We start from the raw sequence: 26,435 nt of genomic DNA on the forward strand, positions 1-26,435 counted from the left end.
CTCTAGCGAGACTCCCAATTACAATCGGACGCTGTTAGTATATCCTGATTAAAAAACGATTAATAATTTTTGCGTAAATTACTTTGTGCCTTATTTAGGTGCAAGGGAGTGTGGCCGAAAGTTGGCAAGTAGTATAACGCTTTTCGCCAAACTGTACCTAAATGACTAAACTCTTAATTAACACTGTACAGAATTCTGGATACTTGGGCTAATGGCATGTTGCGTCAATTCTTAAAAAAACAAGCACCCATGATGGTCGGGGTAGACATAGGGTCACACTGTGTCAAGGCCGTGTTGCTGGCTGAATCGAGCGCGGGTTACCGGGTCGAGGCCGTTGCCATTGAACCTTTGCCTAAGGGCGCCATGAAAGAGCGCGCCATCCAGGACATCGAAGCAGTCGGTAAAGTCATCAGCAAAATACGCAAACGGCTTCCCAAAACCAGTCATTTTGCCGCCGTCGCTGTCTCCGGGCAAACGGTCATCACCAAGATGATTTTTATGGATGTATCATTAAGCGACGCTGAATTGGAATCGCAAATTGCCATTGAGGCTGACAGCCTGATCCCGTATCCGCTCGATGAAGTGAGCCTGGATTTTGAAAAGCTCACCGTTAATGAAGCCGATCCCTCCAAGGTTAATGTCTTGCTGTCAGCGGCCAGAACAGAAAGCGTACAGGCTCGTGTCAGCGCGCTGGAAGAAGCCGGCTTGAAAGCAAAAGTGGTAGATGTTGAAAGCTACGCACTGGCGCGTTCGGTTGAGGTGCTGTATGGCCAGTTACCTTCGGACGCCTACGACAAAGTTGTGGGGATCATCGATATTGGTGCTGTGGTGACGCTAGTGAGTGTGGTGCAGTCAGGTAAAACCTTGTATACCCGTGACCAGGTGTTCGGGGGAGAGCAATATACTAATAGTATTGTTGCTTACTACAATAAAAGCTTTGATCAGGCCGAGCTGGCTAAAACCACCGGCGATTTGCCCCCTAATTACACGTTTGAAGTCCTCGCACCCTTTCAGACCTCCCTGCTGCAACAAGTGCGTCGCGCACTACAAATGTTTATGACCACCAGTGGCCAGGAGCAGGTCGATTATATCATTTTGACAGGCGGTACTGCGCAAGTTGAAGGGCTTGATCGTCTGTTGGTTGATGAGCTTGGCGTACATGCCATTGTGGCTGATCCGTTTGCGAATATGGAAATAGCACCTAAAGTGGATCGGGGTGTGCTGACCAATCACAGGGCGCAGTTTGCGATTGCAACCGGATTGGCACTGAGGAGCTTTTCATCATGCCACATATAAATTTATTACCCTGGCGTGAGCAGCAACGGCAGGCTTCACAGCAAAAATTCCTGACTATACTGGGCGTTATTGTGGCCGCCAGTTTGGCGCTGATGTATGGCATAGGGGCGTTTTACGACACCCTGAAAGAAGGCCAGGAAATCAAGAATCGCTATCTCTCCAGCGAGATTAAAAAGCTGGATAAGCGGATCGGCGAAATCCAGGGGCTTAACCAGCAAAAAGAAAACCTGCAACGGCGTATCCGGTTGATTGAAGAGCTACAAAGTAACCGGAATCTGGGCACGCAGATCATTGATGAAGTGGCGCGGGTGGTGCCTGCGGGTGTTTATCTGACCAGCCTGGAGCGGCAGAAAAATATGATCAAAGTCATCGGTCGCAGTGAATCCAATAACCGCCTGTCGCAGATGCTGCGGGCTGTAGAGTCATCCTATTTACTGCGAGACCCTTTACTCCAGGGCATTGTTGCGGGTGAAAGAGAAGAGCGTTTGCTGAGCAATTTTACCATGAATTTTTACGTCAAAACGTTTGCTCAGATGGAAAAGGAGCGTGCCGAGCTGGCTCAGACAACCGAGGCGGAGAATTAGGCCATGAAACTTGATCTGAAGTCGCTGCAGGAGATTGACTGGAACGAAATCGAACTGGACAACATCGGTGAATGGCCGATGCCGGTCAAGGCCATTTGTTGCGCTGTGGTCGTCGTGATCATGCTGGTTATCGGCTATAGCATGTTGGTGTCGGCGTCGGTGGACAGTTTTGAGCGAGCAGTAAAAAAAGAGGAAGATCTGCGCACCAGTTACCGTATTAAGTATGGTCGGGCGAATAACCTGGAGTTATATCGTCAGCAAATGCAGGATATGGAAGCCCAGTTTTCTCAGTTATTAAGAAAACTACCGACTTCGAATGAAACACCGGGGTTGCTCGATGATTTGACCTATGTGGGCACCTCCAGTGGCCTGACGTTTTTAAAAATAGGCTGGATGCCGGAAGTTAAAAAAGAATTTTATACTGAGCTGCCGATCAACCTCGAAGTGGTCGGGACCTATCATGAGTTTGGTGAATTTGTCAGTAAAGTGGCGCAGTTGCCGCGTATTGTGAGTTTGCATGATTTTCGTATTGAAGGTGCCGGCAACAACCAGCTGGTGTTCAGTGTGGTGGCAAAAACATATCGTTATGAGCAGGAGAGTGAATAATGAAACACCTGCTTGTTTTGCTCACGATAATGGTGCTCACAGGGTGTAACGATAACACCGCAGAACAAAAAGAGTTTATTGACAGGGTTCAGGCCAATGCAACGCCAAGCATTGACCCTATGCCTGAAATGGCCCGCTTTGAACACTTTCCTTACAGTGCTGGCAGACTGCGCAGTCCGTTTGTGGCACCACAGCCGGAAGTAATTGAAAGTCGTCTGGTGCAAGTTAAAAACTGCCTGCATCCGGATCCTAATCGGCCCCGTGATCCGTTGGAAAAATATGCGCTGGATAACCTGACAATGAAAGGAACTATCAAGCGTGGCGAGACCGTTTGGGCGCTTGTCCGCGCTGCGGATCAAGGCTTGTTCAGAATTAAGAAAAACGAATATATGGGTTTGTATCACGGTAAAGTAATCAGCGTACAGGCCGACCATCTGGAGCTGATGGAGCTGATCCCGGATGGGACCGGGTGCTGGAAAGAGCGCCTGAGCAAAGTCGAAATGGTAGAAGCCGAGGACGTCGGTGCCAGTGAAGAATAAAAAAGGTGAAAATATGATTGCGCGCGACGGGATCAAGCACGTTGTGAAAACTCTGATGGGTGGTGTTTTAATGGGCACTGCATTGTTCGCTCAGGCAATGCCGATGCTGTACGATGTCCGCTATAACCCTGTACCCAATGGAGAAACTGAGTTGCAGCTGGTATTTGACGAAAAGCTGGCGATTGAACCCAAAGTGCAAGTGCTCAATGAACCTGCCCGGATCGAGCTGTTTTTTCCGGATGCAGAGTACGAAGAAAGCCTGGAGCTGCTTAAAGTCAACAAAGCGGGCATTGAGCAGATCAAAAGCAGAATGGAAAGCGGGGGCTTTGTACTCAGTGTCGAAATGAAAGCGCTTAAGCTCTATCGTACTGAGGTCAAGAACAACCTGGTTTATGTCAAAGTGTCTGATCAGCCTATTGTGGTTACCAATGATGATGCACAACCAGATACCCTTCACAGCGCCATGAATCGGATCCAGAACATTGATTTTCGACGTACAGATAAAGGCGCTGCGCAGATCCTGGCATTTTTAGACTCCAGCCAGGCCGCAATTGATGTGCAGGAGCGGGGCGGACAGATCTTCGCCGACTTCCATCATATCGCCATTCCGGATGAATTATTGTACGAGCTGGACGTGGTCGATTTTGGCACTGTGGTGAGCTCGGTCGAAACTTTCCGGGAAGACGGTAAGAGCCGGTTAGTGATTAAGCCCAATGGCGCGTTTAAATTCAATTACCAGCAGCTGGACAATATTTTTACCCTGACCGTGGAAAAAGACGATCAGGAATTCTCCTATACCGAGAATAAAAATTACCAGGGTCAGCCAATCACGTTAAACTTCCAGGATATCCCGATCCGCTCTGTGCTACAGATCATCGCCGATACCAACAACTTCAACCTGGTAACCAGTGACTCGGTCACCGGCAACATCACTTTGCGCTTAGATGGCGTGCCGTGGGATCAGGCACTGGACGTAGTGTTGCGGGTAAAAGGCCTGGATAAACGCATGGAAGGGGCGATTTTAATGGTCGCACCGTCAGAGGAGCTGGCCGCTCGAGAAGCCAAAGAGTTGCAGGCCAAGCGCCAGGTTGAAGAACTGGAACCTTTATACAGTGAATATATTCAGCTTAATTACGCCAAAGCAGAAGAGTTTGCTGACTTACTCAAAACCGATGAAAACTCCATTATTAGCCTGCGTGGCAGTGTTTCTGTCGATAAGCGCACCAACACCCTGTTGATTAAGGATACCGCGCGCAGCATCGAGAATGTCAGGCGTATGGTGGAAACACTGGATGTGCCGGTAAAACAGGTTCGTATCGAGTCACGCATGGTGACAGTGTCGGATAACATACAGGAAGACTTGGGGATCCGCTGGGGATTCAGTGATCAGCAAGGCACAGATGCGATTTCGGGCTCTCTGGAGGCCACCAATAAGCTCTCCGGCGGCACTATCCCGGATCTGGCCGAACGTCTGAATGTGAATTTGCCAGTACAAGGTTCGACAGCAGGCAGTATAGGTATGCACATTGCTAAACTGTCAGACGGGACGCTGATAGATTTGGAGCTGTCAGCGTTGGAGCAGGAGAACAAGGGTGAGATCATCGCAACGCCTAGTATCACAACGGCCAATCAGAAGACGGCACGTATTGAGCAAGGTACCGAGATCCCCTATGTGGAATCTGCCTCAAGTGGTGCATCAACCGTGCAGTTCAAAAAAGCGGTATTGAGTTTAGAGGTAACACCGCAAATTACCCCGGATAATAAAATTATTCTGGATTTGGTCATAACCCAGGACACTCGGGGTGATACAGTACAAACTGCCAATGGTCCGGCGGTGGCAATTAACACACAAAGGATCCAGACCCAGGTATTGGTGGAAAATGGTCAAACCGTTGTGCTGGGCGGTATTTATCAGCAGGAAATGACCAATGCGGTGAGCAAGGTGCCGGTACTGGGCGATGTGCCTTATTTGGGTGTCTTATTTAGGAACACGCGAGAAATCAATGAAAAGAGAGAGTTATTGATTTTTGTGACCCCTAAGATCATGCATGACTCACTCTAGACAGGCTAAAATAATAATAATGGGCGTGAAAGTTGCCTTTTGACTTGAAATCACGCAGTGAATGCTGAGATAATCCCCTCCTTAATTTTGGGGCCAGGTCGTTAGGCGGGGTTTTATTTCAAATTTTAGAGTTCGTTTGTACTAAAAAGATATGGCTGAGAAACGTAATATATTTCTGGTAGGCCCAATGGGGGCTGGTAAGAGCACGATTGGTCGTCACATTGCGGACCAATTACATCTGGAGTTCTTCGATTCGGATCAAGAAATCGAGCGCCGCACCGGTGCTGATATCTCTTGGGTGTTCGATATTGAAGGGGAAGAAGGGTTTCGTCGTCGCGAAGAGACCGTGATTTCTGATCTTACCGAAAAGCAAGGCATCGTATTGGCTACTGGCGGCGGCTCGGTCATCAGTAAAGAGGTACGTAACAAACTATCTGCTCGTGGTATTGTGGTTTATCTTGAGACCCCAATTGAGAAGCAAGTAGCGCGTACACAACGCGATAAGCGTCGTCCTTTGCTACAAACAGAAGAAGATTCACGCGATGTACTAGTACGTCTGGCAAACGAACGTGAACCGCTTTATAAAGAAGTGGCGGATCACGTTGTACGCACAGATGAGCAAAGCGCCAAAGTAGTGGCGAATCAAATTATTGAGAAGTTAGATTTCTAAACATGTAGGCTAGATAGGAGGTGACAGCACATGCTTGAATTAACAGTCGATTTAAACGAGCGTAGCTATCCTATCTATATTGGCCAAGATCTTCTCACCGATCAGGGGCGGTTATTGCAGCATATTGGCAATGCACGCCCCGTCATCATCAGCAACGAGACCGTTGCGCCTCTGTATCTTGATACTCTGCTTACACAGTTAGATGGCAAAGCGCCGCTTCATTTTTGCATCCCGGATGGTGAACAGTACAAATCACTGGAGTGGTTTGAGCGCATTAACGCCTTTTTGCTTGAGCACAACTGTGGTCGTGATACCTGCCTGATTGCACTAGGCGGCGGCGTGGTCGGCGATCTGACCGGGTTTGTTGCGGCATGTTACCAGCGCGGTGTGCCTTTTATTCAAATTCCCACCACTTTGCTGTCGCAGGTCGATTCGTCGGTAGGTGGCAAAACGGCGGTTAATCACCCGCTGGGCAAGAATATGATTGGTGCTTTTTATCAGCCGCAAGCGGTGTTTATTGATACCAATACGCTGAAAAGCCTGCCTGCGCGAGAATTTGCCGCAGGTATGGCGGAAGTGATCAAATACGGCCTCATCTACGACAAAGACTTTCTCGATCTGCTTGAGCAGCAGGGGTCAGCATTGCAAAGCCTGGATACTGCGCTATTAATGCAGGTGATCCACCGTTGTTGTGCGATTAAAGCTGAGATTGTGGCACAAGATGAAAAAGAAGCTGGTCTGCGCGCACTGCTAAACCTGGGGCATACGTTTGGCCACGCCATAGAAGCTCAGATGGGTTACGGTGTGTGGCTACATGGCGAAGCCGTGGCGGCGGGCATGATGCTGGCGGCTCGTCTGGCACAGCACAGAGGTGCACTGACGGACGCTGAAGTGACACGTATAGCGGCGTTGCTGGAGACCTACCAGTTACCAGTGGCAGCGCCTGCGTCTATGACGACCGAGCAGTTTATTACGCATATGCGCAAAGACAAGAAAAACAAGCAAGGTAAGATCCGCTTTATCGTGCCAACCAGTCTGGGCAAGTGTCAGCTGGTGGACGACGTCACTGATGACACCTTAGGCCAGCTAATAGGGCACTGATGCAGTCGCAAATACTACCGAGTCGTGCCGCTTTGGTCGACCGGATTGCAATGCAGTTTGAGTATGGCCAAAATCTGATCTGTCTGGTCGGCAATTCCGGGCTAGGTAAAAGCTATCTGGCAGAATCTTTTATCACCGACAAATATCCGGAGTTTAACAAGGCATTTGTTAAGCTGGGTGCACATACCAAAGACACGGAGCTGGTGCAGCAGTTGCTCGAAAACAGTTTTCGGGCACCGCTGGTTGATCATAAGTTATCGTTAACCGAGAACTTTTTTGTTCTATATAATGAGCAACCCTGTGGGCCATGCCTGTGGGTGATTGATGGTGCACGTCACCTTAGTGATGAGCTGATCCAGGAACTCCAGCTGCTTGCTAAAAAAGCGCCGGATACCTTATATATTCTGATCACAGCACAGGCACCCAAGATACTGCCCGAGGCGTTAGATATTCATCTGGAGCCCTTGTCCTTAGTAGAAAGCCGCCGTCTGATGGCGATGTTTTTCCAGCAGCTGCCGCCTCAGGAAGATCCTATATTCAGCACCTTTTTACACGAAGCCGGCGGTAATCCCAGTATTTTGCTGGAGTGGCAGCAAAACCAGCATCAATTAACACTCAAATCTAAGCCGACTCTGAGCCGCAAACAATTGAACCTATTTCTCGGTGCGTTTGTGGTGATCACCACTTTGTTTCTGGTGGCTGTGGTGTACCAAAAAGACCTTGCTGATCTACTGCGGATGCAGCAGGATGTTGCCGCAACGCAAGTCGAGGAATTACCCGAGCCAACGGTACTGACGACCCAGCAAGCGCTATCGGATAACGACAGTCAGAGTGCGGATGACGTTGCGGCAGAGCAAAGCAGTGATGACACTCAGGCCGCAGTGCAGCACGATGTGCAATCAATATTGGGTGCATTAACTGTGAGTCATAGCACACAGGACGGTAACCAGACAAATGAACCGGAAAAAGACAGTGGGAATAAGATAGCCAATGGAGAAGAATCTGACCAGGTAACTGGTCAGGTAACTGGTCAGATAACTGATGCACCGACAGTGGTTGCACAAGCTCTAACCCAGGAAACTGCGGCAGAGGAGCCTGAGGCGACAGGTACGCAGGAACAGATTGAAACGCCACAGCCAGCAGGCGTCTCTGAACAGCCGGGTGATTTATCCGATAATATCTGGTTTATGGCGCAGGACAGCAATGCCTGGACCATTCAATTGTTGGCGGTCACCGATCAGGCGGTGGCGCAGCGGTATGTAGCGCAACATAAGCTAGCGCAGATCCGTATTGCACAGGTTAAACGTAACAACAAAGATTGGTGGTTCGTCACTTTGGCGCCCTTTGCGACCTTAGATGACGCAAAACAGGCGCGAGCTAATTTACCGCAAGCCGTGCTCGCAGGGCAGCCGTTTTTTAAGCGTATCGTGCAAATTAAGCAACAAATCCAACAGTCACAAACACAAAAATAGTGTAGAATCGCGCTACTTTGGGGTAACTAGTCAGATCATGCAAAAAAAGACCAGAGCTTTTCTAAAATGGGCAGGTGGAAAATACGCCTTGGTGGAAGAAATTACCAAGCGCTTGCAAGCCGCAAATGAAGAGGCCGAAACTCTGGTGGAGCCCTTCGTTGGGGCTGGTTCTGTCTTTCTCAACAGTCATTTCAAGCACTATATACTTAATGATATCAATGCCGATCTGATCAACCTTTACAAAGAGCTGCAACGCACGCCCGACGAGTTTATCAGTGATGCCAGAAAGTTATTTGTCGATCTGAACAACCATCCGGACGCTTACTATGCGTATCGTCAGCAGTTTAATGAAAGTGTGGATGTATATGAGCGGGCCATTCTGTTCTTATACATGAATCGCCACGGTTACAATGGGCTGTGTCGTTACAATCTCAAAGGGATTTTCAATGTGCCCTTTGGTAAATACAAACGTCCTTACTTTCCGGAAAATGAGTTGTACTTTTTTTCTGAGAAAGCACAGCAAGCCACCTTTACCTGCCTGAGCTACGAGCAGGTCTTTAAGCGTGTGCCGGATAATGCCGTTGTGTATTGCGATCCACCTTATGTGCCGCTAAGCAAAACGGCGTCGTTTACCGCCTATGCTAAAGGAGGGTTTAACCTGGATGATCAGGCAGAGCTCGCCAACCTGGCAGAAAAGGCCGCCTTCGAGCAGCAAACGCCGGTACTTATCTCCAACCATGACACAGTATTGACGCGCAAGATATACAGTCAGGCTCAGCTGGATGTGATCCAGGTAAAAAGAACCATCAGTCCCAAAGGGTCGGGGCGTAATCGCGTCGACGAGCTGATGGCCCTATATCACGATTAAGTCACAATACAACCGAATTAACGAACCAGGCTAACGTGACCACCAGTGCGATGACAAAGCACACGGCCAGCAAGGCGAAGGGCCAAAAGTGTTTTTGGCTGAAATCGACACGATATTTGGCCTGGCTCTGCACACCAAACATAGCAGCAAGTACACTCTGAATAAGTATAAAGAATCGTTCTGTCACGGCGTCCTGGCTCCTGTGTGAACTAAGATACCGCTCAGTATAGTGCATCAATATCAACTTGTCTTAACGACTTGTCTTAACGACGCGCCAAAAACGCGTGACCATATTAAGTGCGTTGGTATCGATGATTAGAATTGTGAAAATTGGCTCGCCGTTTGCTCGTCACCAGAACCCAACAACAGTTCCAGCAAATCAAGATAATGAAACTGTGCATTGCTGCTGCCACCTGTTAACCAGGCATACCAACTGGTGTGTGACTCTAGTTTGCATACATTTGCTTGCGCATGCTGACTGGCCACAGTGGTAGAGCATTGGCACATATCGTTTTTTGCGATTAAGGTATCGTCGCCATTGAATGACACCACGCCAGCAGATAAGACTACCGCAGCCGTGAGCAAAAGCGTCCGTGTTTTAAGCCGACCTAACATAACCATATCCCCAGTGAATAGTTATCCTTAAATAATACACTATGGATATTTATTAAACAATCGCTTTGTCCTGTAAAAAGTGCCACTGCTCGCAAAATATGTCCCGCTAACAATCAGGTGTTTTTAGCGTTCAGATGGGTTACAGTAGCCGCTGACATTTTGTTTCAGGGGGTAGTATGTCGCAGAACAATAATAAATCCGAGTTCTTAATTGCACCGTCCATTTTGTCTGCCGACTTTGCTCGGTTGGGTGAAGACGTCGCCAAAGTATTGGCTGCGGGTGCGGATGTTGTGCACTTTGATGTGATGGACAATCATTACGTGCCAAATCTGACTTTTGGTCCGATGATCTGTGAGGCGCTGCGTAATTATGGCATCACAGCCCCCATTGATGTTCACCTGATGATTAAGCCAGTGGACAGCTTGATCCCTGAATTTGCCAAAGCGGGTGCTGATATTATTACCTTCCACCCTGAAGCCAGTGAACATATTGATCGCAGCCTGGCACTGATTAAGGAGCAAGGGTGTGAGGCCGGATTGGTGCTTAACCCGGCAACGCCACTGCATTATCTCGATTACGTCATGGACAAAGTGGATCAGATCCTGCTGATGTCTGTGAATCCGGGTTTTGGCGGACAAAGCTTTATTCCTCAGACGCTCGATAAGCTACGTCAGGTACGTGAGCGTATTGAAGCCAGTGGCCGCAAAATTCGTCTCGAAGTCGACGGCGGCATAAAAGTCGACAACATTGCAGAGGTGGCAGAGGCTGGCGCCGATATGTTCGTTGCCGGCTCAGCGATTTTTAATCAACCAGACTATCGGACAGTCATTGATGCGATGCGCTCAGAGCTCGCTAAGGTGGGCTAATGCATTACCAGGGTATTCTATTTGACCTCGATGGCACTTTGGTCGACAGTGCACATGACTTGTATATGGCGCTGAATTTAACGCTGACGGAAGTGGCTTTTCCGGTGGTCAGCCGCACTCAGGTGCTTGAGTGGGTAGGTAATGGCATTGATGTATTGGTACACCGTGGTCTCAGTGGTAGCAATGAGATTAACGCAGAATTACCGCCGCGTTTGGTGGCCGAAGCACAAGAACGCTTTGCCGGACATTATCGGGCGCTGGTAGGTCAGTACTCTTTGCTCTACGCCAATGTCGAAACAGTACTGGCTGCATTCAGCCATGTCCCCAAGGCTGTGGTAACCAATAAAAGCCGCGAATTTACGCTGCAATTGCTTGATAACCTGAATCTGAGCACGCACTTTGATGTGGTGGTATGTGGCGATGATGGCCCTAAAAAGCCAGCTGCTGAGCCGCTGTTGTCTGCCTGTGAGCAACTAAATATCGCACCGCAAGATGCCATCATGGTGGGTGACTCAAAAAGTGATATTCTGGCCGCTCAGGCTGCAAAAATGCCTGTGATTGCACTTAAATATGGGTACAATCAAGGGCTGGACCTGACCCAGTTTAATCCAGAGTACCTCTGTGAGGGCTTCTTGGATATAATCCCCATTTTAAATCGACCTTAAACTAGATAGGAGTAAAGGAACACAATGACTAAACCAGTAGTGTTAAGTGGCATTCAGCCAACCGGTGGTATGACAATAGGCAATTATGTGGGTGCCATTAACCAGTGGCTTAAGCTACAGGAAGATCATGATTGTTTCTTTATGCTGGTTGATTTGCATGCCATCACAATACGTCAGGAGCCAAGTGTCCTGCGTGATCGCGTTTTAGATGGTATCGCGCTATATGCTGCCTGTGGTATCGACCCTGAAAAATCGGCGCTGTTTGTCCAGTCGCAGGTACCAGAGCATGCTCAGTTAAGTTGGGTATTGAATTGTTATGCGCAAATGGGCGAGCTGAACCGCATGACTCAGTTTAAGGACAAGTCAGCGAAAAACACCAACAATGTTAATGTGGGCTTGTTTGCTTATCCGGTACTTCAGGCTGCGGATATTCTGCTTTATCAGGCCGATCAGGTCCCTGTGGGAGAAGATCAGAAACAGCACCTGGAACTGACTCGTGATATCGCAACGCGCTTTAACAACCTATATGGCGACGTATTCAAAGTACCTGAGCCGTATATTCCTGAGCTGGGTGCACGGGTAATGAGCTTACAGGATCCGTTAAAGAAAATGTCTAAATCGGACGATAATCCCAATGCGTATATCATGCTGCTGGATGAGCCGAAGAAGATTGAGAAAAAGCTTAAAAAAGCCGTGACGGATTCAGATGAGCAGGCGCGTATTTACTTTGACCGGGAAGAGAAGCCAGGCGTTTCTAACCTGCTGACTCTGTTGTCAGTGGCAACCAAGCGTGATGTGGCCGATCTGGTGCCTGAGTACGAAGACAAAATGTATGGCCACCTGAAAAAAGACACCGCCGATGCCGTTGTGGCGATGCTGGAGCCGATGCAAGCGCGCTTCAGAGAGATCCGCGAAGACCAGGCATTACTGGATCAGATCATGCGTAATGGCGCTGAAAAAGCAGGGGCTCGCGCAGAGCAAACGCTAAAAGCCGCTTATGAAGCAGTGGGCTTCATCCCACGCCCGTAATCAGTCTGCTCACTAACACAAAAAAGCCAGCAACTCTGCTGGCTTTTTTGTGTATATGGATCACATACTGCGGCCACACCAGACTATCCTGCCTGCAATACCATGCTGCTGCGCATTGTCGGCATGGATCTGCCAGGCCGGGTACTCTGGGTTATCACTCACAACGCTAATATGATCCCGGTGCTGTTGTAAGCGTTTAGCCATCAGACCATCTTCGGTTTGCAGCACAAATACACCCCGTTTGTTCGCGTCACGCTGGCTTAAATCAACCAGCACCATGTCGCCGTGCTGTAAAGTTGGCAGCATACTGTCACCGCGAATAGTCACAAACGCCAGTTGTTCACTGTGCACGCCCAGCTGAGTGCTAAGCCAGCGCTTATTCAGGGCAAACTGCTCTGTGATATCTTCACTGCCATTGATGCTACCAAAACCGGCACTGGCTTCCACATCCAGCTTAGGCACCATTAGCATGTCTCCAGAGCCGCTCACTGCGGATTGCTCAGCAGGCTGTTCGCCGGTCAGCAACCAGTTCAAATCGATATTGAATAAACTATACAAATGCTCCAGATAAGCCACCGATGGACGGCTCAGGCCACGGCAAATACGATAAATATGTGAAGGAGACTTACCCGTGAGTTGCGCAAACTGGCGTTTGTTGCCGGCGCTAAACTGGTCGATCAAGGTAGTAAATCGGCGTGAAAATGCTGTGCTCATGACACCCCATACAGGTTACAACGAAGAAAGAGGCTCAGAGTACTTGGCTCTTGCGTGACTGTACAGCACAGGCGGCTCAATTGCGCAAAGTCTGCCCAGTGTTCACTGTACGGGTAACAAATTGCGACATTTTTAACCAGTGACATAACAGTTTACGGGCACAGCGTACCTATAATAAGCTAGGTACTGTTGGATTTTTCAACGCCATAAGATAATGGAGAAGGAACGATGAATTATATTTCGACGGGTCACTGGGTACTGGTGATGACACTGAGCGCATTGACCGGGTGCTCAGGTGGCAGTGATGATAATCCGCCGGTGAATGAAACACCGCAGTTACTGACTGTCTCAACACTCAGTGCAGGGGGGGGGGCACTGGAACCCGCAGAGTTAAAGGTTAGCAAGGGCAAAACCGCTGAGTTTGTCGCGAAACCCCAGGCTGGTTATGAGCTAACCGAGCTAAGTGGTTGCGCGGGCAAGCGCACCGGCGTGGCTTACAAGGTGGAGCGGGTCGAGCAAAACTGTCAGGTGACTGCACGTTTTTCGCCTATTCGTTACCGCCTGGATGCAACCGTCAGTCAGGGAGGGAATGTGGATACCAGCTCTCAGCAGGTGGCTTATGGTAGTGCCGCTGAGTTTGTCTTCACACCCAACAGTGACCATATTCTGGAGCGCGTCGGAGGTTGTAATGGGGCGCTAACAGAAGGTCGTTATCGTATTTCTGAGGTGACGGGGGCCTGCACAGTGAGTGCGTTATTCTTACCTTATCTTCCCGACCCTGAGTCAGTAACGCGGATCCGCTTACCGGTCGTGGTACATGTGCTGGATAATGGCTATTTTGAACTCAGCGATGAGCAGATCCTATCTCAGCTACGGGCGACCAATTTGCATTTTCGGGGCAAAAATAGTGCTGAAATCGAGACCATTCCCGAAACTTATACTCCCTTTGTTGCAGACACCGGGATCCAGTTTTATCTGGCCGATACAGATCCGGATGGCCAGCCTCACTCAGGGATCGTGAGGGTCGATGCCACGGCCAGTGTCTTTGCACTGGAAGGGTACCCATTTGCCCGCAGCGATGCCGGCGGTTCGGATGCCTGGCCGACAGATCGCTACATTAATATCTGGGTGGGCATCTCACGCACCCGCTTTAATGAGCCTGTCCTTGCGGGCAGGGCGCATGTCCCGGGCATAGCACCTGAACAATATATTGGGGTGTCGATAGAGCAAGGGCTGTTTGGCACCATTGCACCAAGAGAGCCGAATTATGATCAGGGCAAAACCCTGACCCATGAGCTGGGTCATTTCCTGGGCCTAATTGGTCATACTAATCCCCCCTGGAATGACCAAAACACCCACCGTCACCTGAGCTGTGACGGACTTGTGCAGACGGAATGCGTGAATGCGGATCTGACCATGAACTTTATGAGTACCAACGTTTATGACAATGGACAGAAAATGTTTTCACTGAGCCAAAGTCAGCTGATGCGTGCCTGGCTGGAAACGGGACCATTACAGGCGTTGTATGTGAATAATCAGCCCTAACGTTTTAGGTACTGGCGAGGGGTGGTACCAAAGAACTTTTTAAACGCGCTGTTAAATGCCGAACTGGATTCAAAGCCCAGCTGCTGGGCGATGACCTGCTGGGTTTCACCGGCGGTGAGCATCTCTACCGCGCGTAGCGCCCTGAGCTTTTGCTTCCACTGGCTAAAGCTCATGGCAAAGCTTTTGTGAAACAGGCGATTCAGGGTTCTGGCCGATGCCCCTACCTGCTCACCCCATTGCTCAAGCGTGAGCGTGCAGCCCGGGTTAGCGTAGAGTTCACTGACTATCGGCAGCAGCCGCTGATCATCCGCTTTGGGAATAAAAAACGCACTGGTGGGCGCCAGCTCCAGTCTGTCGATAAACACCTGGATAAAGCGCTCAGTTTTATCATCGAGCGGATAGTCTTCGGGCCAGGTGCAGATGGTCAGGATCATTTCTTTGAGCAGGGGATCAACCACCAGGGTTTTTGCCTGGTCGCCCAAGATCTCAGCATACTTTTCATCGATATAGACACTGCGAAAATGTCCGCCATAGCGGCAGAAGGTTTCATGCTCCAGGTTGGGTGGGATCCACAACGCCTGCTGTGGCGGGATGACGAAGGTGCCCTGTGGCGTAAAAATGGTCATGACCGAATCGCTGATGTACGTGATCTGCCCCCAGTGATGACTATGTGCCCGTACGTGCTCATTGGCGGGCATTGTGGTAGGTCGCGGGAAGACGGGCCGGTCCAGTGTCTTACGTTTAAACCGGCTGGATACACTGCGCCAGGAAGCATCTGTCCGATTTGATAAACTTTGTGTCATGATTTTCCATATTAGCCAGCGTGCCTAGCTCATATACTAACCGTGCTAATAACGGCAATCAATGTGCTTAAGGACTGTGAATGAAAAAACCAACCCGACTCTTTGTGCCTTCGCCGATGAGTTTTATGGTACTGGCGACCATTGTCATGGCAATGACGTTTTCTGCGTGGAATGCCTTACTTAATAACTTTGCGATTGAACAGGCCGCGTTCACCGGCGCCCACATCGGCATGTTGCAGTCACTACGTGAAGTCCCCGGATTCCTGGCGTTTACGGCGGTGTTTGTGTTGCTGGTGCTGAAGGAACAAACCTTTGCGCTAGTGAGTTTATGTTTGTTGTCAATCGGGGTCGCACTGACGGGGTTTTTCCCCAGCGTATATGGCCTGTATGCCACAACAGTGCTGATGTCGATCGGCTTTCACTATTTCGAAACGCTTAATCAGTCGCTGAGTCTGCAATGGTTTTCTAAGGAAGAAGCGCCGGAGCAGTTAGGTCGACTGCTGTCGATTAAATCTATGGCCTCTTTGGTCACCTTTGGCCTGATCTGGGTAGCATTCACCTGGCTGGCCACCGATTATGTCTGGGTGTACTTACTATTTGGCGGGGCTGGACTGGCATTGACATTATTTATGGCAGCAACACACCCACACTTTGTTCAGCAGGCGACCCAGCATAAAAAGCTGATCCTGAGAAAGCAATACAGCCTGTATTACATTCTGACGTTCTTCTCCGGTGCCCGTCGGCAGATCTTTATGGTGTTTGCCGGCTTTCTGATGGTCGAAAAGTTTGGTTTTGATGTGGCCGAGATCACCGCGCTGTATATGCTCAACCATGTTGTGAATATTTTCGTTGCCCCAAAAATCGGCCAGATGATCAATCGTATCGGTGAGCAAAAGGCACTGACCCTGGAATATTCCGGCTTAATTTTGGTGTTTGTGGGATATGCGTTGGTGGAGTCGGCTCAGCTGGCGGCGGTATTGTACGTGGTCGACCATATCTTTTTTGCTATGGCCATTGCACTGAAAACCTACTTCCAGAAAATTGCTCAGCCGGAGGACATTGCGGCCACTGCAGGCGTCAGCTTTACCATCAATCACATTGCCGCGGTGGTGATCCCGGCCAGTTTTGGCGTGGTGTGGCTGTATGATCAGTCTCTGGTGTTTTACTTTGGCGCTGCACTTGCTGGGTGTTCTTTGCTGCTGAGTCAGTTTATTACCCCGCATCTCAAAAAAGCGACGGCCTGATAAAAAAGCCGCCCGGTGCGGGCGGCTTTTCATGCGTGCTTTAAAGGGCCTTAAAGCGGATAGCGGTGCCGCCACTGGTGGCCAGCTTCAGCGTTAAGGTATCCTGTGCCGTGACAATCTGTTTTTGAATGCTCAGATCATAGGGGTTGTGTTTCCACTCCGCCTTAGGGCCATCCTGATAGATCTGGGCTTCGAAGCGCTGGCCCGGCTCAAGGAAATCGAGCTTGACGTCAATGCTTCTGGCCTGCTCGTCGGTGATGGCACCTAAATACCAGTCTTTGCCTGAGTACTTGCCGCGTTTACGCTCTTTTCGGGCAAACACCACATAGTCGCCTACCTCACCTGCCAGCGCGATACTCTGCTCCCAGTCTGCCGGCACGTCTTTGATAAACTGGAAGGCATCCGCTCTGGCCAGATAGTTTTCCGGCAAGTCGGCGGCCATTTGTACCGGGCTGTACAGCACCACATAAAGGGCCAGTTGTTTTGCCAGGGTGGTTTGTGGCCGGTTGGTTTTATCGCCCAGACCATTAAAACTCATGTCAAAAATGCCCGGGGTAAAGTCCATCGGACCTGACAACATACGGGTATAGGCCAGCATAGTGGTGTGCTCAGGCGGATTCGGTGGAGTGCCCCAGGCGTTAAACTCCTGACCACGTGCGCCTTCACGGGTCAGCCAGTTTGGGTAGGTGCGGCGTAATCCCGTATCCTTTATTGGTTCATGCGTATTAATGCTGATCTTATGCTTGGCCGCCAGTTTTACATTGTCCAGATACTCATTGACCATAAACTGACCATCGTGCCATTCAAAACGGGCATGGCCACGTTCATCAATGCGTTTGATGTTGCCACCATCGGCCACGTAGCCGGTTTTCACCTGACGGACACCCGCTTTTTCGTACAGAGCAAAGGCATCTGCCATTTGGTCACGATAATTGCTGACATTCCCTGAGGTTTCGTGGTGACCTATCAGGCGGGCACCCACTTGTTCGCCATGTTTGGCAATGGCATCTAAATCGAAATCCGGATACGCCTCGGTAAAGCTGAAAACATCACCATTGTAGAACCAGTCGCCGTCCCAGCCGGTATTCCAGCCTTCCACCAGTACGCCATCAAAGCCATGCTCGGCGGCAAAGCTCAGATACTCTTTGGTGCGCTCTGTGGTTGCGCCATGTTTTTCACCGCTGCCCCAGGTGTTTTTGCCGATGTGCATGCCCCACCAAATGCCGAGGTATTTACCCGGTTCCACCCAGGATACGTCGCCTAACTTATTAGGCTCATTAAGATTCAAGATCAGGCGGGAGTTGAGTAAGTCAGTGGCCTGTGCGCCCACCTGGATCGTTCGCCAGGGGGTGTTAAACTGGCCGTTGGTTTTTACCGCAATGCCATCTGACCAGGGCGTCAGGTCGCTGATAAACGTACCGGGGCGACGCTGGTTCAGAGTCATCGCAGCATAATCAACCAGGGCTGCTTCGTGAATACTGACGTGTACGCCATCTTTGTTCTTGAGTGTGAACGGGGTATGGACATGGGCCGCATCGTGAAGTGGGGTGGTTTTATACGTGTACTCGTAACGGTTCCAGCCGCGGGCCGGGATCCACCAGGCAGTGGCTTTATCGCTGTCAGCGACAGCAAATTCGGTCAGCTCCCGGGTAATATAACGGGCAGAATCGTGTGCAACCTCGTAGCGAAAACCAATGCCGTCATCAAACACCCGTACTCTGAGCTGATATTGAGCTTGTTTTGACTGGCTATCAGCCAGAGTCACGACCAGCTCGTTGTGATGGTCGCGTATTTCTCGTGCTTCACCCCAGGGTTGTTGCCAGCGCTCATCTGCGCTGTTGCGTTGGGTGCTGCTGATAGTCAGGCCATCACGTAATGACGGTGCCCGGGCAAAATCAAAGCCCAGCCTGGAGGGGTTGATCACCGCTTTATTGTTAAAGGTGACCTGGTAACTGGGTTGGCTATGATCATCGCTGATCTGAAAGGTCAGTTTACCATCGGGTGAGCTGACACTGTGTGTCGCAGCGTATGTAGCACTGGTAAATAATCCGGCTACCAGGGTGGCGGCAATGCCTGTTGCACTGAAGACTAATCGCATAAACTATCTCGGTTGCAAATGTGAGTGAGCGTTTAGCATACTGTTATCCTTCACGGGGGATGAACTGTCTGCATACGTATTCAGTTTGAAAATGCGATGAATGGAAACTAACAGTCGTCCGGTCTACATCTGTGGCCTATACTAAACCCAGACCGCAAGGAGCTTTTAGGCAATGATTCAATTAAAACATATTCTTAGTCTGTCTGTGACTGCCTTGTTGCTGGCTGCAACCAGCGCAGTGGCTGGGCAGCTTTCAGTACAGGTGCTGGATAATCAAGGCCAGGCGCTGCCTGGGGCTGCGGTGTGGTTAACCGGGCAAGGTCTGGCAGACGACGCCGAGGTCCTCAAGCGCAGTTATAAAATGGGCCAAAAAAACCGGGCGTTTACACCACACCTGCTGATTGTGCCTAAGCAAGCGCAAGTGTCCTTTCCTAACTATGATTCGATTTTGCACCATGTTTACTCGTTTTCCCCCGCAAAAACCTTCGAGTTTAAGCTTTACCGCGACCAGCCTCAGGCGCTGACCTTTGCAGCGACCGGCGCCGTTGAGTTGGGATGTAATATCCATGACTGGATGCTGGGGTACATTCTGGTGGTTGATTCAACCCACTTTGCCGTGACGGATGCACAGGGCAAGGCACAGATTTCATTACCTGCGGGGCAGCTCAACAACGTCGAGTTGAAAGTCTGGCATGAAGGGTTTGTTGATCTCGACAAGCCCCAAAGTGAGCGGTTGTCGGTAGTCAAAGCGGGCGAGCAACTTAACGTGCAATTGCGCCAGGCGCTCGGCATGTTCCAGGACGATTTCAGCGATGAGTTTGATGACTATGAATAAATCACTTCACTGGCTGACACTGGCAAGTCTCAGTACATTGTTCAGTGCTGCGGCACAGGCAAACACTGTTCAGTATAAGGGCGCGCTTCAGGCAAGCTGGCAAAGCAACAGTGAATATGCCGCCTGGTATAACCGGGGCGTATCAGTTAACCGCTTTGGTACTGAGTCCCAGCGACTGAATCTAAGCAGAGCAGCTATTGACTTGCGCACGGAGCTGGGTAGCACCTGGTCACTACTGGCCAGCGCACAATATGTACCTGATCCTAATAGCAAACTGGGTTTTACCGAGCTGTTTGCTCAGTACCACACCCTGAATAAAGGGCCTAAGCAGTGGCAGGCCCGCTTTGGTGGTTTTTATCCGCGAATGTCGCTGGAAAACCCGGATATCGGCTGGTCGTCTCCCTACAATTACAGTTACAGTGCCATTAATGCCTGGCTTGGTGAGGAGATCCGCACCTTTGGTACGGAAGTGAGCTTTAAGCACAGCGATAACCGATTGTCGCGACGCCAGCGTACAGGCCACAACTGGGAGCTGGTTGGGGCCTTGTATAAGGGCAATGATCCGGCCGGGACTTTGCTGGCCTGGCGTGGCTGGGCTGTGCACGACCGGCAAAGTGTGTTCAACGAAGCCATTGCGTTTGCGCCCATTAATGCCCTAAACGCGCCGCCGTTGGCGAAACAGGCGTGGCGTACGGAGCCCTTTACTGAGGTGGATGGTCGGTTTGGCTATTACCTTGGTGCGCACTGGGATTATCAGAAGCGCCATACGCTACGCCTGTACTGGTACGACAATAACGGCGACCCGAGTGTATTAAACTATCACACCGGACAATATGCCTGGGATACCAAATTTTACAGTGCGGCTTACCGCTTCAAGATCACTCGCTCAACACACCTTGTGATGCAGGCTATGGCCGGTAATACCGCGATGGGCAAGCGCCGTGGGGTGGATAACGACTTCAGCAGCCAGTTTATTCTGCTGACCCACAAATGGCAGGATTACCGTGTCAGTGGGCGGGTAGAGCAGTTTGACGTCAAAGACAGAGACTTCTGGGATTTTGACCCGAATACCAGCGAGGGAGGTGCGGTGACGCTGACTGGTCGCTGGCAGCTAAGTGAGCACTGGCATGTCGGAATGGAATTTCAATATCTGGAGTCTAAGGTGGCAAATCGCGCCGATTTTACAGTACCGACGAGGCAAATAGAACAACTGTGGCGCGCCAGTGCTGAGCTGCGCTTTTAACCGCGCAGCCCAAATGTGGTCAAGGTTAGTCACATAACCGGTTCAGGCCGTTGAGTGCAGCGACCCGGTAGGCTTCAGCCATAGTCGGGTAGTTAAAGGTGGTATTGACGAAGTACTCGACGTTATTGCCTTTGCCTTTTTGTTCCATAATGGCCTGGCCAATGTGAATGATCTCCGAGGCGCGCTCACCAAAACAGTGGATCCCAAGGATTTCTTTGCTTTCAGCATGAAACAGCAGCTTAAGTGAGCCGACTTCGGTGCCGGTGATCTGCGAGCGTGCCAGGTGTTTGAACTGCGCCCGGCCAACTTCATACGGGATTTTGGCGGCGGTCAGCTGTTGTTCGGTTTTGCCCACTGAGCTCATTTCCGGAATGGTGTAAATCCCGGTTGGAATGTCGGTGATCAGGCGGTCATCGCACTTACCATGAACAATGGCGTGCGCTGCAATACGACCCTGATCAAAGGCCGCACTGGCCAGGCTTGGGTAGCCAATCACATCCCCCACGGCATAAACATTGTCGATTTCTGTCTGGTAATGCTCATTGACTTTGAGCTGACCACGGCTGTCGGCTTTGAGGCCGATGGCGTCGAGGTTCAGTGCGTCGGTATTACCTGTTCGGCCATTGGCCCACAAAATACAGTCTGCTTTGACCTTTTTTCCGGATTGCAGGTGCAGTACGACACCTTTGTCCTGGGTTTCAACCTTAGCAAATTCTTCATTGTGGCGGATCACAATGCCACTGTTCCAGAAGTGGTAACTCAGTGCATCGGAGATCTCGTCATCCATAAACGACAGCAGTCGATCGCGGGTGTTGATGAGATCCACTTTGGCGCCCAGGCCTTTAAAGATAGACGCATACTCACAGCCGATCACCCCGGCACCGTAAACCAGCACCCGTTGCGGGTTGTGGGTTAAGTCTAAAATGGTATCACTGTCATAGACGCGTGGGTGGTTAAAGTCGACGCCGGGTGGACGATAAGGGCGAGAGCCGGTCGCAATCACTATGGTTTGTGCAGTCAGTAGCTCCTGTGAGCCGTCCAGATGCTGCACCTGAATGGTATGGGCGTCAACAAAGGTGGCATCACCCTGATATAAATGGATACGATTACGGTCATAAAAGCTGGAACGCAGGCTGGATTGCTTGCTGATCACGTCACTGGCATGGTGCAAAATATCCTGAAAGGTCAGGCGTTGCGGGCGCTCGCTAAAGCGAAACAGTGGGTTGGCTTTGTATTCGATTAAACGGCTGACGGAGTGGCGCAGTGCTTTGGACGGGATAGTGCCCCAGTGTACACAGCCGCCACCGACATCCTTTTGCCGCTCTATCACGGCAACCTTACGATTGCTTTTGGACAGGTTCATGGCGGCACCTTCACCGCCGGGGCCTGTGCCAATGATGATCGCATCATACTGGTAGGATGCTTGTTGCGTGGGTACTTTTGTGGAGGTTTTCTTAGTCACGGCCTCACCTTAAATAATGACTTGTGAGGCCGCTTTTAGGGTTAGCTGGTGGCGCCCTTTAACAGCCTCGAGTTTAATGCCAGCCATGCCTGCTTTTGCGCCTGCCAGGCCTGCTCCAGTTCTTGATACTGTTTTAACAGGGCTGACTGCTCGCATTGTTCGCGCATAGCATGCTTTTTCGTTTCCAGTACCTGCTTTTGCACGGCACAGAAGTGCTGAAGCTTTTTCAGCAGTAAATCATACTCTTGTTGTAACAATGTAAGCTTATCCTGCGCCAAAGGCAATTTTGCCAGGGTAACTTTAGTCTTATTCAGCAAGGTTTCTGCTTTGGCTTTTTCTATTCGTTCAACCGGTGTGCGCTTGAGCTTGCTGGCCAGACCAAGATACGACAGACCACGGATCATCCACTTGGTGGGATCGTAATGATACCAGCGAATGCCGTTGCGATAGTCACTGGCAAAGATGTGGTGGAAATTATGATAGCCCTCACCGTAGGTCAGCAGTGCCAGAAAGCCATTGTCCCGGGCGGTGTTTTTCTCGGTATATGGACGTTTACCCCAGATATGAGCCAGTGAGTTAATGAAGAAGGTGAAATGCTGGCTCAGTACCAGGCGCAATACGCCTGCTAACAGTAGCATGCCCAGGACGTCACCCAGCATCAGGCCAAGTGCCAGCGGAATACCAATATTGGTCAGCAGGACCAGCTTAAGGTAGTGTTTGTGTTGCCACATCACGATTTTATTGCGTTGTAAGTCACGGGCATTGCTGTAATCGCCATAGCTTTCACCCTGATAGTCTCTGAGCATCCAGCCAATGTGGCTGTACCAGAATCCGCGGGTTGCCGCATAGGGGTCTTTTATTGGGTCGTCGACCTGGCCATGGTGAATGCGGTGGTCGCTGCTCCAGTGCAGGGCACTGTTTTGCAGTGCAAAGGCGCCGCCAAAGGCAAAGAAGACCTGAATAACAGGGTGGGCATCGTAGGCTTTGTGTGCCCACAGGCGATGATAACCTGCGGTAATCGACATACCGGCGTAAAACATACAGCCCACAAACGCAATCCAGTGGGTCGCCGTGTAACCATACTCAAAGCCATACCAGGGCACTAACGTAATCGCAGCAAGAAAGGACAGACTAAAGAATAAGACATTAGTCCACAATAAAGGGGGTTTTTTCATTTTCAAAAATCTCAGCGTACACTTGTACGCTAAAATAGTATTTCAAAGTTGCGCCGTCAAGTATTAGACTCCCACTATTATTGATCTGAGCTAATAAATTATAGGAACTGCGACCATGTCAGGTGTCCGTGCCCAGCAAAAACAAAAAACCCGTCAGGCGCTGATAGAGGCGGCGTTTAATCAGCTTAGTGCTGAGCATAGCTTTACCAATCTCAGTTTGCGTGAGGTGGCCCGAGAGGCCGGCATTGCCCCTACGTCGTTTTATCGCCATTTTAAGGACATGAATGAGCTCGGTCTGACCATGGTGGATGAGGCCGGTTTAACATTACGTCAGCTGATGCGTCAGGCGCGGCGCAGGATCGCTAAAGGGGGCGGAAGCGTGATCCACACGTCGGTGCTGACCTTTATGGAGTTCATCGAAACATCCAGCAACCAGTTTCGTTTGCTGCTGCGCGAACGTTCCGGCACCTCGCCTGCATTTCGCGCTGCTGTCGCCAGAGAGATCAAGCACTTCATCATGGAGCTGTCTCACTACCTGGAGACCGAGACCCCTTGTGATGCCAATCATGCGTATATGCAGGCAGAAGCCATGGTGACACTGGTTTTCAGCTCAGGGGCAGAAGCTTTGGATCAGGATGCCCAGCAGCGCGCAGAATTAACCGAGCGCTTGATCTGGCAACTCAGATATATCGTTAAAGGGGCGTCGGGTTATCAAAAAGAAAGCCAGGTACCCGCCACTAAGGCATCGGGCCAGTAGTCGGGCCCGGCATGCTACAATAACACGCAAACCGCTTTACAATGCCATCACAAGGATAGCGCAGTATGCTACTTATGATAGACAATTATGATTCATTTACATTCAATTTAGTGCAATATTTTCAACGCCTTGACCAAGAGGTGGTGGTGCATCGTAATGACGCGCTGTCAGTGTCAGACATTCGCGCATTAAACCCGGATCATATTGTCATCTCACCTGGGCCCTGCTCGCCCAATGAAGCGGGGATATCCCTGTCGGTGGTTGACGCATTTCAGGGGCAGATCCCCATTCTCGGCATTTGTCTGGGCCATCAAACCATAGCGCAGGCACTGGGCGCAAAGGTGGTGCGTGCCAGCCAGGTCATGCATGGTAAAACCTCAACACTGGTGCATAATCACAGCGGATCCTTTAACGGTTTACCCGGGCAGTTTGAGGTGTGTCGCTATCACTCGCTGGTGGTGCAGCCAGACACTTTACCCGATGCGCTGAAGGTCACGGCCTGGACGCAAAATAGTGTGGGTGAACTAGATGAAATCATGGGCTTATGCCATACTGAGCGAGCGTTGGAAGGTGTTCAGTTTCATCCTGAAGCCATACTGACGGAGCATGGCCTGCAGCTACTTGATAACTTTATAAGTCGCTTCTAACCTTAAAAAAGCAACCCCGACAATACCGAAAAAGAACATAATTGATGACTGATGACATTAGGCAATCTCGGATAGCACAGGCTCTGGCAGAGCGTGCCCATGATGTACTAATTAGCCATAACTTTGCTCAGCAGCAGATAGGCTATATTCATACTTTTGATATGAATTTTGGTGAGCGCATACCACAACGCACTATGCTTGAGGTAGAGCTTGCAGCGTCTGCTAAACGTCAGGAGCGCAGTACCAGTCATCATAAATATATTGCCAAAGCCAGTACCCACTTGCATCAGGTCATAGAAGCGGCCATCAATACGCAGCTGGAAGATTTAGACACGATTTACCATGAAGTGGTGGGGATCCAGGAAGCCGTGCCTACGGTGTTGGATATTCTGGCGGTTAAATCGGCGTCAGTCGGCCGGTTAGAGCCGCTGGTCAACGATTTGTCCTGGCTGGGGCGCGACTTGGTCTCGCTGGTCAACTTGCCTCAGTATCGTAAAAAGAGTGCCAAAGGCACAACGGTCAAAGTCGACACGCCCGCACTGGCGCTACGCTACCTGGGGCTGGAAAACCTGCAAATGGTGATCCCGACCTTTGCGATGCGCCACTGGATGCCACATTCAACCGAGCCTTTCCCGCTGCTAAAGCGCAAACTGCGCGATATGAGCATGGCAACCGCCATTGCCGCCAAAACACTCGCACCATTGTATGATGTCAAAGCGCAGCATGCGTTTACCCTGGGGATGTTACTGGATGTCGGTAAAATTGCGCTGACCCGGTTATATCTGCGCACTTTTGAGCGGGTTTGGCAGGGCAAAGTTAAAATCGCGCGCGATAAAAAGCAAAAAGATCTGCACACTGCACTGGTGGGTCTGGAGCCCGATCCCTTGTTTCTGCGCAACTTGTTACTGGAGCACTCGGCAACCGTGTCACAGTATTTGATAGAGCGCATGGAGTTTCGTTACTTGCCGTTCAATGCCGTGATGGAAGAGTTTGCGCAAAGCTATCTGCCAAAGGCGCATAATCATGCCGCGGAGCAACTGCCACTCACCCAGGTGGTGCGCAAAGCCTATTGCTATGCGCAATATCAGGTACTCAAAGACACCCATTTGCTGGAGGCAGATGAAGCCAAAGACTGGCTCGCTTACAATCAGCTCACCGTAGAAGAGCAAGATCTGCTGTCAAAAACAGCACTGCAAAGCCTGCAATTGACAATTCTTTAAAAAAAACCACACTTTTTTCTCGCTTATTCATTCATTACGGGCAAGTAACAGATCTCAGTAAACGCCTTGAAGTTATAGGGGCGTTAATTATGGACGCCTTAATAGTTATTCACTGAGACTGCAATTATATACTAATCCCTTGAATATAAAGGGCTCGCGCGATGTTTAATATGAGACAAATGCGCTTTTTTTTGAAATAATGAGCGTATGAATTTTGCACCAATTGGGACAAATTCAGGTCTTTTACATCGCTGTCGCTGAGATTTCATGTATCACTGCCTGCCCCGGTTGAGTGCTGTACTCACCAAAATGAGGAATC

26 protein-coding genes are annotated in these 26,435 nt (G+C 50.2%); 19 read left to right on the plus strand and 7 right to left on the minus strand.

Annotated features, from left to right (window positions below; translation table 11 throughout):
* The first annotated feature begins 216 nt into the window (after positions 1-216).
* The 9 genes from L1285_RS18230 (at position 217) to L1285_RS18270 (ending at position 9,198) form a co-directional block, all read left to right on the plus strand.
* Positions 217-1,296 carry a pilus assembly protein PilM gene (locus tag L1285_RS18230; protein ID WP_046004927.1) on the plus strand — a complete coding sequence of 360 codons (1,080 nt, stop codon included), beginning with the start codon at positions 217-219 and terminating at the stop codon, positions 1,294-1,296.
* A complete protein-coding gene (locus tag L1285_RS18235) occupies positions 1,284-1,880 on the plus strand; it encodes a PilN domain-containing protein (RefSeq protein ID WP_235413599.1) in 597 nt (198 codons plus the stop codon). The genes L1285_RS18230 and L1285_RS18235 overlap by 13 nt, the downstream gene beginning before the upstream one ends.
* A 3-nt stretch (positions 1,881-1,883) precedes the next feature.
* Entirely contained in the window at positions 1,884-2,486 is a 603-nt protein-coding gene (locus tag L1285_RS18240; RefSeq protein WP_235413601.1) for a type 4a pilus biogenesis protein PilO, read from the plus strand.
* A complete protein-coding gene (locus tag L1285_RS18245) occupies positions 2,486-3,025 on the plus strand; it encodes a pilus assembly protein PilP (protein WP_235413603.1) in 540 nt (179 codons plus the stop codon). Before L1285_RS18240 ends, L1285_RS18245 begins: the two co-directional genes overlap by 1 nt.
* Before the next feature lie 55 nt (positions 3,026-3,080).
* A complete protein-coding gene (pilQ, locus tag L1285_RS18250; protein ID WP_442960517.1) occupies positions 3,081-5,087 on the plus strand; it encodes a type IV pilus secretin PilQ in 2,007 nt (668 codons plus the stop codon).
* Positions 5,088-5,238: 151 nt separating this feature from the next.
* Entirely contained in the window at positions 5,239-5,757 is a 519-nt protein-coding gene (aroK, locus tag L1285_RS18255; protein ID WP_046004932.1) for a shikimate kinase AroK, read from the plus strand.
* A 30-nt stretch (positions 5,758-5,787) separates the two neighbouring features.
* Positions 5,788-6,858: a 3-dehydroquinate synthase gene (gene aroB, locus L1285_RS18260; protein WP_235413605.1), complete on the plus strand. Its 1,071-nt coding sequence runs from the start codon at positions 5,788-5,790 to the stop codon at positions 6,856-6,858.
* Complete coding sequence (locus L1285_RS18265; RefSeq protein ID WP_235413607.1) at positions 6,858-8,330, plus strand: SPOR domain-containing protein; 1,473 nt, start codon at positions 6,858-6,860, stop codon at positions 8,328-8,330. Before aroB ends, L1285_RS18265 begins: the two co-directional genes overlap by 1 nt.
* Before the next feature lie 37 nt (positions 8,331-8,367).
* A complete protein-coding gene (locus L1285_RS18270; protein WP_235413609.1) occupies positions 8,368-9,198 on the plus strand; it encodes a Dam family site-specific DNA-(adenine-N6)-methyltransferase in 831 nt (276 codons plus the stop codon).
* Between the two features lies 1 nt (position 9,199).
* Here the strand turns inward: L1285_RS18270 and L1285_RS18275 are convergent, their stop codons facing one another.
* Both L1285_RS18275 and L1285_RS18280 read right to left on the minus strand, forming a co-directional pair.
* Positions 9,200-9,385, minus strand: a complete 186-nt coding sequence (locus tag L1285_RS18275; protein ID WP_235413611.1) for a DUF2970 domain-containing protein — start codon at positions 9,383-9,385, stop codon at positions 9,200-9,202.
* Positions 9,386-9,513: 128 nt separating this feature from the next.
* Entirely contained in the window at positions 9,514-9,813 is a 300-nt protein-coding gene (locus L1285_RS18280) for a hypothetical protein (protein ID WP_046004987.1), read from the minus strand.
* A gap of 176 nt (positions 9,814-9,989) precedes the next feature.
* Between L1285_RS18280 and rpe the strand changes: the two genes are divergently transcribed.
* The 3 genes from rpe to trpS are packed head-to-tail and all read left to right on the plus strand — an operon-like array spanning position 9,990 to position 12,373.
* Positions 9,990-10,679: a ribulose-phosphate 3-epimerase gene (rpe, locus tag L1285_RS18285; RefSeq protein ID WP_046004937.1), complete on the plus strand. Its 690-nt coding sequence runs from the start codon at positions 9,990-9,992 to the stop codon at positions 10,677-10,679.
* Positions 10,679-11,344 carry an HAD-IA family hydrolase gene (locus tag L1285_RS18290; RefSeq protein ID WP_235413613.1) on the plus strand — a complete coding sequence of 222 codons (666 nt, stop codon included), beginning with the start codon at positions 10,679-10,681 and terminating at the stop codon, positions 11,342-11,344. The genes rpe and L1285_RS18290 overlap by 1 nt, the downstream gene beginning before the upstream one ends.
* 24 nt (positions 11,345-11,368) lie before the next feature.
* A complete protein-coding gene (gene trpS / locus L1285_RS18295; protein WP_235413615.1) occupies positions 11,369-12,373 on the plus strand; it encodes a tryptophan--tRNA ligase in 1,005 nt (334 codons plus the stop codon).
* 60 nt (positions 12,374-12,433) lie between these two features.
* Here the strand turns inward: trpS and L1285_RS18300 are convergent, their stop codons facing one another.
* Positions 12,434-13,087 (minus strand): XRE family transcriptional regulator, encoded by a 654-nt coding sequence (locus L1285_RS18300; RefSeq protein ID WP_046004940.1) that lies wholly within the window; start codon positions 13,085-13,087, stop codon positions 12,434-12,436.
* A gap of 228 nt (positions 13,088-13,315) precedes the next feature.
* Here L1285_RS18300 and L1285_RS18305 point away from each other — a divergent pair, with 228 nt between their 5' ends.
* Positions 13,316-14,632 carry an InlB B-repeat-containing protein gene (locus tag L1285_RS18305; protein WP_235413616.1) on the plus strand — a complete coding sequence of 439 codons (1,317 nt, stop codon included), beginning with the start codon at positions 13,316-13,318 and terminating at the stop codon, positions 14,630-14,632.
* Here the strand turns inward: L1285_RS18305 and L1285_RS18310 are convergent.
* Positions 14,629-15,435 carry an AraC family transcriptional regulator gene (locus tag L1285_RS18310; protein ID WP_235413618.1) on the minus strand — a complete coding sequence of 269 codons (807 nt, stop codon included), beginning with the start codon at positions 15,433-15,435 and terminating at the stop codon, positions 14,629-14,631. The two genes, L1285_RS18305 and L1285_RS18310, sit on opposite strands and share 4 nt — an antisense overlap.
* A gap of 80 nt (positions 15,436-15,515) precedes the next feature.
* Between L1285_RS18310 and L1285_RS18315 the strand changes: the two genes are divergently transcribed.
* Positions 15,516-16,679: an MFS transporter gene (locus tag L1285_RS18315; RefSeq protein ID WP_235413619.1), complete on the plus strand. Its 1,164-nt coding sequence runs from the start codon at positions 15,516-15,518 to the stop codon at positions 16,677-16,679.
* Positions 16,680-16,719: 40 nt separating this feature from the next.
* Here L1285_RS18315 and L1285_RS18320 read toward each other — a convergent pair whose 3' ends face one another.
* On the minus strand, positions 16,720-18,777 hold the full coding sequence (locus L1285_RS18320; RefSeq protein ID WP_235413620.1) for a glycoside hydrolase family 97 protein: 2,058 nt from the start codon (positions 18,775-18,777) through the stop codon (positions 16,720-16,722).
* A 172-nt stretch (positions 18,778-18,949) separates the two neighbouring features.
* Here L1285_RS18320 and L1285_RS18325 point away from each other — a divergent pair, with 172 nt between their 5' ends.
* Together L1285_RS18325 and L1285_RS18330 are read left to right on the plus strand one after the other, a co-directional pair.
* Positions 18,950-19,612, plus strand: coding sequence for a methylamine utilization protein (locus L1285_RS18325; protein WP_235413621.1), 663 nt, complete (start codon positions 18,950-18,952; stop codon positions 19,610-19,612).
* On the plus strand, positions 19,605-20,855 hold the full coding sequence (locus tag L1285_RS18330; protein WP_235413622.1) for a hypothetical protein: 1,251 nt from the start codon (positions 19,605-19,607) through the stop codon (positions 20,853-20,855). Before L1285_RS18325 ends, L1285_RS18330 begins: the two co-directional genes overlap by 8 nt.
* A gap of 25 nt (positions 20,856-20,880) precedes the next feature.
* On the opposite strand, the gene sthA is transcribed toward L1285_RS18330, so the two are convergent.
* Positions 20,881-22,317, minus strand: a complete 1,437-nt coding sequence (sthA, locus tag L1285_RS18335; protein WP_235413623.1) for a Si-specific NAD(P)(+) transhydrogenase — start codon at positions 22,315-22,317, stop codon at positions 20,881-20,883.
* A gap of 41 nt (positions 22,318-22,358) precedes the next feature.
* The gene (locus tag L1285_RS18340; protein WP_235413624.1) at positions 22,359-23,492 is read right to left on the minus strand and encodes an acyl-CoA desaturase; all 1,134 of its coding nucleotides are present in this window, start codon (positions 23,490-23,492) and stop codon (positions 22,359-22,361) included.
* Positions 23,493-23,607: 115 nt separating this feature from the next.
* On the opposite strand from L1285_RS18340, the gene fabR reads away from it, so the two are divergent.
* The 3 genes from fabR (at position 23,608) to L1285_RS18355 (ending at position 26,116) form a co-directional block, all read left to right on the plus strand.
* Positions 23,608-24,249: an HTH-type transcriptional repressor FabR gene (gene fabR, locus L1285_RS18345; RefSeq protein ID WP_046004947.1), complete on the plus strand. Its 642-nt coding sequence runs from the start codon at positions 23,608-23,610 to the stop codon at positions 24,247-24,249.
* 65 nt (positions 24,250-24,314) lie between these two features.
* Positions 24,315-24,896, plus strand: a complete 582-nt coding sequence (locus L1285_RS18350) for an anthranilate synthase component II (protein ID WP_235413626.1) — start codon at positions 24,315-24,317, stop codon at positions 24,894-24,896.
* A 44-nt stretch (positions 24,897-24,940) separates the two neighbouring features.
* Positions 24,941-26,116 (plus strand): HDOD domain-containing protein, encoded by a 1,176-nt coding sequence (locus L1285_RS18355; RefSeq protein ID WP_235413628.1) that lies wholly within the window; start codon positions 24,941-24,943, stop codon positions 26,114-26,116.
* The last annotated feature ends 319 nt before the right edge of the window (positions 26,117-26,435 follow it).

It is taken from the genome of Pseudoalteromonas sp. DL2-H2.2 (assembly GCF_021532535.1).
Lineage (GTDB): Bacteria > Pseudomonadota > Gammaproteobacteria > Enterobacterales > Alteromonadaceae > Pseudoalteromonas > Pseudoalteromonas rubra_A.

Coding starts and splice junctions, on each gene's coding strand:
- L1285_RS18230 (WP_046004927.1), top strand. CDS start 217: ATGTTGCGTCAATTCTTAAAAAAACAAGCACCCATGATGGTCGGGGTA.
- L1285_RS18235 (WP_235413599.1), top strand. CDS start 1,284: ATGCCACATATAAATTTATTACCCTGGCGTGAGCAGCAACGGCAGGCT.
- L1285_RS18240 (WP_235413601.1), top strand. CDS start 1,884: ATGAAACTTGATCTGAAGTCGCTGCAGGAGATTGACTGGAACGAAATC.
- L1285_RS18245 (WP_235413603.1), top strand. CDS start 2,486: ATGAAACACCTGCTTGTTTTGCTCACGATAATGGTGCTCACAGGGTGT.
- pilQ (WP_442960517.1), top strand. CDS start 3,081: ATGGGTGGTGTTTTAATGGGCACTGCATTGTTCGCTCAGGCAATGCCG.
- aroK (WP_046004932.1), top strand. CDS start 5,239: ATGGCTGAGAAACGTAATATATTTCTGGTAGGCCCAATGGGGGCTGGT.
- aroB (WP_235413605.1), top strand. CDS start 5,788: ATGCTTGAATTAACAGTCGATTTAAACGAGCGTAGCTATCCTATCTAT.
- L1285_RS18265 (WP_235413607.1), top strand. CDS start 6,858: ATGCAGTCGCAAATACTACCGAGTCGTGCCGCTTTGGTCGACCGGATT.
- L1285_RS18270 (WP_235413609.1), top strand. CDS start 8,368: ATGCAAAAAAAGACCAGAGCTTTTCTAAAATGGGCAGGTGGAAAATAC.
- L1285_RS18280 (WP_046004987.1), bottom strand. CDS start 9,813: ATGTTAGGTCGGCTTAAAACACGGACGCTTTTGCTCACGGCTGCGGTA.
- rpe (WP_046004937.1), top strand. CDS start 9,990: ATGTCGCAGAACAATAATAAATCCGAGTTCTTAATTGCACCGTCCATT.
- L1285_RS18290 (WP_235413613.1), top strand. CDS start 10,679: ATGCATTACCAGGGTATTCTATTTGACCTCGATGGCACTTTGGTCGAC.
- trpS (WP_235413615.1), top strand. CDS start 11,369: ATGACTAAACCAGTAGTGTTAAGTGGCATTCAGCCAACCGGTGGTATG.
- L1285_RS18300 (WP_046004940.1), bottom strand. CDS start 13,087: ATGAGCACAGCATTTTCACGCCGATTTACTACCTTGATCGACCAGTTT.
- L1285_RS18305 (WP_235413616.1), top strand. CDS start 13,316: ATGAATTATATTTCGACGGGTCACTGGGTACTGGTGATGACACTGAGC.
- L1285_RS18310 (WP_235413618.1), bottom strand. CDS start 15,435: ATGACACAAAGTTTATCAAATCGGACAGATGCTTCCTGGCGCAGTGTA.
- L1285_RS18315 (WP_235413619.1), top strand. CDS start 15,516: ATGAAAAAACCAACCCGACTCTTTGTGCCTTCGCCGATGAGTTTTATG.
- L1285_RS18320 (WP_235413620.1), bottom strand. CDS start 18,777: ATGCGATTAGTCTTCAGTGCAACAGGCATTGCCGCCACCCTGGTAGCC.
- L1285_RS18325 (WP_235413621.1), top strand. CDS start 18,950: ATGATTCAATTAAAACATATTCTTAGTCTGTCTGTGACTGCCTTGTTG.
- L1285_RS18330 (WP_235413622.1), top strand. CDS start 19,605: ATGAATAAATCACTTCACTGGCTGACACTGGCAAGTCTCAGTACATTG.
- L1285_RS18340 (WP_235413624.1), bottom strand. CDS start 23,492: ATGAAAAAACCCCCTTTATTGTGGACTAATGTCTTATTCTTTAGTCTG.
- fabR (WP_046004947.1), top strand. CDS start 23,608: ATGTCAGGTGTCCGTGCCCAGCAAAAACAAAAAACCCGTCAGGCGCTG.
- L1285_RS18350 (WP_235413626.1), top strand. CDS start 24,315: ATGCTACTTATGATAGACAATTATGATTCATTTACATTCAATTTAGTG.
- L1285_RS18355 (WP_235413628.1), top strand. CDS start 24,941: ATGACTGATGACATTAGGCAATCTCGGATAGCACAGGCTCTGGCAGAG.